The sequence below is a fragment of the Parabacteroides sp. AM58-2XD genome, assembly GCF_003463685.1.
Lineage (GTDB): Bacteria > Bacteroidota > Bacteroidia > Bacteroidales > Tannerellaceae > Parabacteroides > Parabacteroides segnis.
Window position 1 is genome coordinate 22,764 of sequence record NZ_QSDP01000073.1, and the last position, 8,946, is coordinate 31,709.

8 protein-coding genes are annotated in these 8,946 nt (G+C 38.0%); all 8 read right to left on the reverse strand.

What is annotated here, in order from left to right; translation table 11 throughout:
- Nucleotides 1-219: 219 nt before the first annotated feature.
- Nucleotides 220-498: a hypothetical protein gene (locus DXA15_RS26805; RefSeq protein WP_233567373.1), complete on the reverse strand. Its 279-nt coding sequence runs from the start codon at nucleotides 496-498 to the stop codon at nucleotides 220-222.
- Nucleotides 499-500: 2 nt separating this feature from the next.
- Complete coding sequence (locus tag DXA15_RS16815) at nucleotides 501-1,349, reverse strand: DUF4998 domain-containing protein (protein WP_233567374.1); 849 nt, start codon at nucleotides 1,347-1,349, stop codon at nucleotides 501-503.
- 31 nt (nucleotides 1,350-1,380) lie between these two features.
- A complete protein-coding gene (locus tag DXA15_RS26810) occupies nucleotides 1,381-2,076 on the reverse strand; it encodes a DUF5000 domain-containing lipoprotein (RefSeq protein WP_369683075.1) in 696 nt (231 codons plus the stop codon).
- A gap of 11 nt (nucleotides 2,077-2,087) precedes the next feature.
- The gene (locus DXA15_RS26815) at nucleotides 2,088-2,381 is read right to left on the reverse strand and encodes a DUF4959 domain-containing protein (protein WP_233567375.1); all 294 of its coding nucleotides are present in this window, start codon (nucleotides 2,379-2,381) and stop codon (nucleotides 2,088-2,090) included.
- Nucleotides 2,382-2,588: 207 nt separating this feature from the next.
- On the reverse strand, nucleotides 2,589-3,446 hold the full coding sequence (locus DXA15_RS26820) for a RagB/SusD family nutrient uptake outer membrane protein (RefSeq protein ID WP_233567376.1): 858 nt from the start codon (nucleotides 3,444-3,446) through the stop codon (nucleotides 2,589-2,591).
- Between the two features lie 134 nt (nucleotides 3,447-3,580).
- Complete coding sequence (locus tag DXA15_RS26825) at nucleotides 3,581-4,507, reverse strand: RagB/SusD family nutrient uptake outer membrane protein (protein ID WP_233567377.1); 927 nt, start codon at nucleotides 4,505-4,507, stop codon at nucleotides 3,581-3,583.
- A gap of 20 nt (nucleotides 4,508-4,527) precedes the next feature.
- Nucleotides 4,528-7,761 (reverse strand): TonB-dependent receptor, encoded by a 3,234-nt coding sequence (locus DXA15_RS16830; protein WP_128134787.1) that lies wholly within the window; start codon nucleotides 7,759-7,761, stop codon nucleotides 4,528-4,530.
- Between the two features lie 166 nt (nucleotides 7,762-7,927).
- Nucleotides 7,928-8,677 (reverse strand): DNA-binding domain-containing protein, encoded by a 750-nt coding sequence (locus DXA15_RS16835; protein WP_128134788.1) that lies wholly within the window; start codon nucleotides 8,675-8,677, stop codon nucleotides 7,928-7,930.
- Between the last annotated feature and the right edge of the window lie 269 nt (nucleotides 8,678-8,946).

Sequence of the window (8,946 nt, forward strand, 5' to 3'; positions counted from 1 at the left end):
TTACTATTTACGGTATATTCGTTAAAACTCGATTTTGCTTGTATTTCAAATGATAAATATGAGGCAAAGAAACTCCAAATCCCTTCAATAGAAAATAGACAAACAATTAATCAAGATGGATAATATTAAGAAATCAGGTATGGATATCTACGAGACCAATGTTAAGATCCATAAAACCCATACCTGATATAAATCTTGATAACCGAAAAAATCTTTTACCTATTTACCAAAAACATCTATTTCTACGATATTCGTAAAAGGCTCACGATTACTATCTGGCATCAATATCTTCAGATAGCATCCCTTCATTGTATCTACAGATTCTGGTATCGTGAGCGAAATATTACTAGCATCCCCAAACTCTACATTTCCGATACTTACCCAACTATTGACATTAGCATCCGGCTGGTCAGAAATATATAGTTCCACAGTTTGTGTATCCTTATTTGCCGAACGACGATGTAATTCCACTCTTGAGATCTTCTTCGGTGTTTTCATGTCTACGACAAGCCAATGAGGTAGAGGGCATGCCCATCTTCATAAGCAGAGTGCCAATAAGTATTAAAATCACCATCAAGTATTGCTCCTCTTCCTCCACCATCCGACAATTCTTCATCCGAAGCAGACAAAACCACCCATGAACTGCGATCATACGTATATTCTTCCGGGAAAGGAATTTCATACGTTTCCCATGCTGTAACAAACGTGTCTATACATTCTTTTTCCGGAGTATATAAAGACCTGTATTCGATAGAGGAACCAGCTTTTGCCTCTGGTAGCTTAATAATATAATCCGTTGAAGGCATTTCTACAGTAACCAGAGAGCCGTCCTTTTTTACATAACGTATTTCATTTTTTACCAGATTTTTGGGAGCAGAATACCATTCAAGAACACCTTCCTTATCCGACAGGGAGATATTTTTTATACGGCGATCATTCAATGTCGATTGATAAATTTCACTATAAGACGTACCAAAAGCTGTCAGGTATAGAGATTTATGCCCGAAATTATCCGTTGTTCGAACATTAAACGTATAAGACTTCTCTTCCATATTATCCAAGATAACAGAAAGACTGTCATACCCCGTATTCAATTCTACAGGAATAATCAGGGAATCAAGTCCATCATTCCAATACACGTCTATTGAACGGACATTTGGAGCATTATAAGTACGGCATTTAAATAAGATCCGTCCCTTGCCAGCAATAAATCTTAACGAATCCGGCTTAGGAGCATAAATAATCTCACCACCTTCAATATATTCTTTGTGTACATCCATAAAGTCGTCACAGGATGTGATAGACAAGACAGAAATAACAAACGCAATTAAGGCATATATTTTCTTCATAATTCTTCTTTTTTATTTGTTGATACTATCTTCATTCCTGGTTCTCTCCATAAAATGTTATTTCCGCAGGATGCGTATAAGTAGACCCACCCCATGTAGACAAAATGATTACACGGATATATCGCATCGGAGCCTGAGATAACTCAAATGCAAATTCATGCCCATTATCAGCTACTGTCATATCTAAATCTGTCATGGTAGAGCCTGGAGAACCTGAGGGTTTTACAACTTCACAATCCATTATTTTAGTCCATTCACTCCAGTCTCCACTTTCACTCGGGAGATGATCACAAGTATAAACTTCCATTTTCTTCGGATTACCCCGTTGATAATAAGAATTTTCTCCTCCCCCTACAGTTTTTCGTTGGTTAATGACAAAACGGCTAAGCTTTGCTGTACATCCCAAATCTACCGTAAAAGGTGCAGGCAAAGTATTATTAAGCGTATGTCCGAAAGTTGTAAGATCATCATCTATCAGGGATATATTCTGAGAATCCCAGCCAGTAAAAGGGACATCATTATTCAACTGCATAATTTTCATCTTTTTCTTATCTAACTTCTCCTCAAACATGGGGACCACTTCCGCAGAAATAGTATCCGAATAATTATTAAAGTTATCACTCATTATTATTGAAAATTGCCATAACTCAGGCTCATAACCTCGAATACTATAAACATTCTTATCTATATCACTCGTTATGATATTCAATGTAGAGACCGCTCCCAAAGAATCGGGTCCTAAAAACTCAACATTAAGCGGAGCTTATCAGGATTTTTCCAATTAAAACGAGCTCCTCCAAAATCAGCTTCAATTGTAACTGACTTTATAGCCTTACTTAAAGGAGATTCTAATGGACGAAATTTAACTTCTATCGGATCTGATAATTCCTGAGCCCTATTTATTGCATAAAGTATTGCTGTATGTTCCAACGTATCATTATATCCTTGAATCTTCAGTTTATTTTCATAAAATGAAGCGTTTGCTTCACGTTCTACATTATCAGATAAAGTATATATACATTTTACAGCCAATAAATCTTCCGATTCAGGAATTTTATATGAAATCGTAGCTCCCCCCGCTGAGGCTCAACTACAACATTAGTTACAACTCCCGGCTTTCCCAAACTACCGCTAATCGGTAACTGTTCCTTTTCCGAACAGGAAAACAATGTAAAAAGTAATAATATTAAATTTAAATATTTAGTTTTCATATACACTAATAATTTAATCTTTTGATAATTACCATCCTGGATTTTGAATCAATTGCGGATTCTTTATCCTTTCAGACTCAGGTATGGGGGCAAAATAATTTTTATAGGAGAATGATTGTGTATACACAGTTGTTACTGTATAATAATTCTCCGCTTCACTTGCCTGTATGTTCCATCCCTGAATCAAACGATTTTGTTCGTCCTGAGCTGTCTTCCAACGATGGCTATCCCAATAATAAACACCTTCACATGCTAATTCGACCCTACGTTCCCGTTGAATAATTTCACGCATACCTTCCTTAGTTGTCGGTTTTTCCGGCTGATTGGAATATTTGCTCCAACTTTTCAAAACACCTTCCAATCCAGCCCGTTCACGAACCATGTCGATATATTTGTACACTTCCGCATCAGGAGCACCTTTCGCTTCGTTCAAAGCTTCGGCACACATCAATAACAAGTCTGCATAACGCATTTCCGGAAAAGGATATGCTTCATATGTAACTCCGTTGGCATCCCGGAAAGATGTATTAATTGAAACTAACTTTTTGGGCCAATAACCTGTGACATTATAATTTCCTGGATCACCTATAGAAGATACTTCACCATAACGATTCTTGGGATATAAACACTCAGCATCATCATCCGGCATATTTTTATACGAATTTCCATACCACTTACCACGGTCAAATCCGAGAGTTGAATAATAACGAGGTTCGCGATCAAAGTTTAGAACAGCTGTTTGTTCACCCTCCTGAATATAATAGCGATGCTCTTTATCTCCTGTACGCAAGCTATATCTATGAGTATAATCATACGTTTTATCCTCTTCAATAGGTACCCCGTTTTTAGAATAAAACAATTCAACAGTAGATAGAGGTACACTCATTTTCTGCTTGGCTATAGACAGTGCTGTTGATGATTCAAAAAACACTAAACATTCATTTTGAAAACTTTCATTAAGCAGACTTACCGTATTACACCAAATAAGTTCCGGATTCCATCGGTGACTAATAACCCCTCTCAAGGTCTGAACCAACAAAGTTTCATCTGACAGTTTTTTTGTTGCAATATAATCAGAAGTCTGATATAAACGCACACCAGCCGACTCACATATCTCCACTGCCTTTTTGCATGCATCTGCGCTGTTTGCCAACGTGTTGCATCATAACTTTGATTGAAAAAAGGTTCACCATTATGATCCAGAAAACTGTTGTAATCTGTATTACCGTTGAATAACGGACTTGCCCAATATAAAAGAACTTTTGCTTTCAACATATGGGCTGCAGGCATCGTAAATCGTCCTAATTCAGTTGTCGGATTGGATAAAATCAATGGCAAAGCCTCGCATCCTATTACCTCATCCATCAAATCAACGATATATTGGAAACAATCATCCACCTTTTCACGATAGACACGTACCCCTTGAGTTGATTCATTGACAGAGGGACTTTCACGTAAAGGGCAAATCGGTCCGTAATAAGACAGCAAATAAAAATGCATATACGCTTTGATCATTTTAACTTCAGCAATCATACGCTTCTTTTCATATTCTTCCAGATCCGCAACACCACCAATACCTTCCATAAACGTGTTACACTCACGGATACCTGCATACAGTGAACGAACCCCATCACTATTATTGTTCCAATAATTAATAAGTGCACTGGTCGGATTATCTTGTCCCAGTCCTAATTTCATTCCATTCTCAGTACTATACTCCGGATTAAAAATCATTTCCAATGCACCAAATACCGCTGGGTTTTCATTCCATCCAACAGGTTTCGGCATTCCCCAGTAACAAGTTGCCAGATATTTCTCTGCTGTATAACGATCCGCAAAGACATGCTCTTCTGTCGCCAAATTATCCGGTACTACATCCAAGAAATCACAAGATGTTACAGTCAAGACTGTACAGGCACATACTATATATTTATATAATGATTTCATACTATTATTATTTAATTATTTTAGAATCCTAAATTTATACCGACATTAATAACACGCTGTATCGGATACCCTAAACCGTTTCCTGCCATTTCCGGATCCCACAATTTGAATTTACTCCAGCATAGCAAGTTTGTTCCGCTCACATAAACACGTAAATTCTGTACCTTTATTTTTTTTGTCAACACCTGTGGTACAGTATAACCCAACTCTACTGATTTTAAACGAAGAAACGTTGCATCCTGCATAAACCAAGTACTCTTTTGGTTATTGTTTTCTACAGACTGATTCGACAATCTAGGCCAGAATGCATATGGGTTACGATTATTTTCCGACCAATAACTATCAGCAATAACTTGCAATACCTGATTCTCCCCTTTTAAACCATCATCATCACTTTGACCAGAATTACCATCAATAAACGGAGTTATTTTCTTTTGGTCAAGCCAAAAAGACTGACGCGCCGAGCCTTGGAAAAAGAATGAAGCATCCAATCCTTTATAACCAACAGAAAGTCCGAAACCATAATTTATCTCCGGTGTAGTAGGGTAGCCGATGGGGACCTTATCTAAATCGGAAATTTTTCCATCCCCATTCACATCACGGTATTTAATATCCCCAGCCATATAGCTACCAAACTGTGTCGGGGAATTCTTTACTTCTTCATCATCAACAAACAACCGCTCAGCAATATATCCCCATTCTTGTCCTAAAGATTTACCGATCTTTGACAACCAAGGAGTTGCACTATAATCGGGTTCTTCCCATTCTACCGCTTCACTTGTTGCATAAGTAAAAGTACCACGTCCTGTCATCCACCAGTCTTTATTGAAGCTCTTTTCATAATTCAGTTCCATATCAACACCATGTCCTTTAGCCTTTCCCAAGTTAGCCTTTACAGCCGGAAGAATACCCATTGTACCAGGAATCACACGATCTAATAATATATTTTCACGACGTTCTGTAAAATATTCAATATTAGCAGACAAACCAAATGTTGTCGTAGCCTCTAACCCGACATTCATTTTATAAGAAGTTTCCCATCCGATCTGATCATTAGCATAACGGTTAAAGCTAACACCTCCAGGATTATAGTTCATTTGTGTACCCCAATTCACATTGCGACCGGCATCCATATTTACATCCGACAAATAATAGAAACGGTCATTACCACTACCTATCTGGTCCTGACCAGACATACCATAGGAACCTTTAAACTTAAACTGTGAAAAAACATCCTTCAACGGTTCAAAAAACTCTTCATTAGAAACCATCCATCCTAATGCTCCCGATGGGAAAAAGCCCCAACGGTTATTCTCAGAGAATCGCTCCGAACCATTATAACCAAAAGTAAACTCTCCGAAATAACGAGAATCGAAGTTATAGGCCAAACGGCCAGCTAAACCAATGTTTCTATACGGTAATGACAGTTGAAGATTATCTGCAATACCGGATTTTTGATTACGCATCGTATAAACCAGCAAAGCATTCACATTATGTTTATCATTAAACAGACGAGTATATTCAGCCTTTCCTTCCAGATAGATACTACTATTTATATAGCGCTGACCCGGTTCATAATTAATCCATTCCGTACCTTCTGTAGGATTCAAACGATTCAAAGTATAAGAACTTTCTTGCAGATTATAAGAACCGATGCTATAATAAAACGGTTTATATGCACGATTTACAGAGTATTCTGAATAACGATCCATATTGACTAGCACACTGGCTGTCAAACCCTCCGTTATCATTTTCAAATCCTGATTCAACACAAATTGTGTCAGCATCGTATTCTTACTATACTCATTATAACCTTTTAAAGCCAGTGCATAAGGATTGACATAGTTAGCACTTCCATAATTTCCAAATAAAATATGATTAGCATGAGCATAATTTTCATCCGGCTCATAATAGGGTTTGAACAAAACCGGATTTGCTTGCATCACGTGATTATACATACCACTACCTCCACCGATAGGTCCAGAATAATCATCAAATGCAGCACTCATTCGTAAAACTAATTCCGTTGTCTTCGTCAGGTTCACATTCACATTTGAGCGAATTGTATATTTCATCAAATTGATATTCGAGTTGAAATTATTACGTTTATCAACCTTCACATTTCCATTATCCCGTGTCATATTGGCCGCCACATAATAACGAGCAACCGTACCACCACCACTCACACTGATATTGGCACGCTGATTCATAGTCAAATCTTTGAACATAGTGCTATACCAGTCTGTCGAAGGAAAAATATCCGGATACAGCCCACGTTCGGTCATGGTTATCTTTTCTTGAGAATATAAAGCTAATCCTAACGGATCACGTGTTTTAATCGCCTCATTCTGCATTCGCATGTAAGTAACCGGATCAGCCTGATCAACCCGACTGGTTGGAGTAGAAAATGAATTTTCAATACGGACATTTACCGCAACCTTACCTTCGCGTCCTTCCTTTGTTGTTACAGAAATAACGCCATTAGCACCACGCGCACCATACAATGCCGTAGCCGTTGCATCCTTCATAATCGTAAAACTGGCGATATCGTCCGTATTCAAACGAGCCAAATCATCTGTGCTTAATTCAATTCCATCAATTAAAATTAAAGGATCTTTTTTCGCTTCAGCACCGAAAGTCGTGATACCACGAATAAAGAAGTTGGCATTATCCTGCCCCGGTTCACCGCTTGTCTGATAAGAAATTAAACCTGCAACACGACCTGCAAAAGCCGTAGTCAAGTTACTACTCGGTATTTTCAGTTCTGCCGGTTTTACTGTTGTGATGGCAGAAACCACGCTTTCTTTTTTCTGCTTAGCAAAGGCAACAACCGTTACTTCTTCTAACTCATCTGCTTTCGGCTCCATCACGATATTCAGAAACCCCTCTCCCTTATAAGTCAATTCTTTCGTTTCCATACCAATGAAGGAAACAACCAGTACCGCATTGGTATTAACTCCATCGAACTCGAAATTTCCATCCACGTCAGCAATCACACCTTTCGTACTTCCTTTGATTTGCACAGTAGCACCAGGTAGCGGATCACCTCCGGTATCAGAAATCTTACCTTTTACTTTTTTCAAGTTCTGTGAAACATAACCGACTAACGGTTCCATCCTGTTTCTTTCCTCATCATAGCGACTGATTTGAATGTCTCTCTTCTCTGTTGCAGGCATATTTCCAGTAGCAAATACCGGAATTGTACAAACAAATGGCAGGGAGACAAAAAGTCCTAAGAGTACTTTTTGCTTCATAATGTATAATTTTTAGGATAAATATAATTTAGGTTATCTTCTCTTTTTCTAAGTCTAGTTCCGTGAAGAGACAGTGCTATCTCCGGCATGGAGACAATACTGTCTCCAGCATGGCAATAACGGTATCTCCAGATAAAAGACAGTAAAATATTCTATTGCGATAAAATTATTCAATCTCCGGACGGTCGCTTCCTCCTCCCGTTCCTACATGTACCGGAATCGAGACAGAACGAGGGGTTTTCAAGGTTATTCCTGTACCTTTTGTATATTGTGTGGTTACGGTCAGTTCATATTCGCCGTCGGTCAGTTCAGTAGGGACTAAAAAGATCAGCTCCGAAGGGTTATTAGTAGCAAACATATCCTCAGTCACTTTTGTCACAGTATCGTTCTCCTTATTACGAATAACGATACCCACAGAAGCATCATCACCTACAACCTTCAAATATGCACCGCGAATCACAAAATTCCGTCCGGGAGTCATACTACCATCTTTCAATTTGGTTTTCTTGTCTTCTGTTTCCAGGATATACATGACATCATTTTTCTCACCTTGTATAACCACCTGGGTTTTGGCCATTTCTTCCCGCAATACTTTATCCTGACTGAAGGATACATAAATACTGTTCTTTTCAGGATTCCAACGTCCTCCCTCTATCAGACCTGTAAAACGTGGAACCGCATAAAACAATCCGGTATTAACATTGTAACCATTCATCAGAAAACGGGCTATGATACGTTCGTAAAGGCTAACAACGTGTACCAGTGTTTCTTGTCTTAAACCGGTATCCTCTTCCCGCATTTCTTTGTACACCTGTTCAAGACCAACATTTCCGGCAGCATCAAGAATCAAAATCTTGTCATTAGGATCTTTCGTCACACTATTGGGTACGATCCATCCTTTTAATTTGTTTTGCATAATAGCTCAAATTGTGAAAGACTAATCTTTCTGGTTTGTATTAAATATTGTAAATCCTACAACCTAAAAAAGCAATAGTCTTAGCAGAACTATGGTATCCATCTACATATTCTGGAAGTTTATTCAATAGAAGTCGTATATTATGACAATAAAACTCAGATTGGATATCTCAACTCATTCTTTGAAAATAAACACATCAAACAACTGAATAAACATTACAATCTCAAATTAAATATTTTGAAATACAGATTTGAAAGTTTATATTTATT

Coding starts and splice junctions, on each gene's coding strand:
- DXA15_RS16835 (WP_128134788.1), bottom strand. CDS start 8,677: ATGCAAAACAAATTAAAAGGATGGATCGTACCCAATAGTGTGACGAAA.
- DXA15_RS16815 (WP_233567374.1), bottom strand. CDS start 1,349: ATGAAGAAAATATATGCCTTAATTGCGTTTGTTATTTCTGTCTTGTCT.
- DXA15_RS16830 (WP_128134787.1), bottom strand. CDS start 7,761: ATGAAGCAAAAAGTACTCTTAGGACTTTTTGTCTCCCTGCCATTTGTT.
- DXA15_RS26825 (WP_233567377.1), bottom strand. CDS start 4,507: ATGAAATCATTATATAAATATATAGTATGTGCCTGTACAGTCTTGACT.
- DXA15_RS26820 (WP_233567376.1), bottom strand. CDS start 3,446: ATGAGTGTACCTCTATCTACTGTTGAATTGTTTTATTCTAAAAACGGG.
- DXA15_RS26805 (WP_233567373.1), bottom strand. CDS start 498: ATGAAAACACCGAAGAAGATCTCAAGAGTGGAATTACATCGTCGTTCG.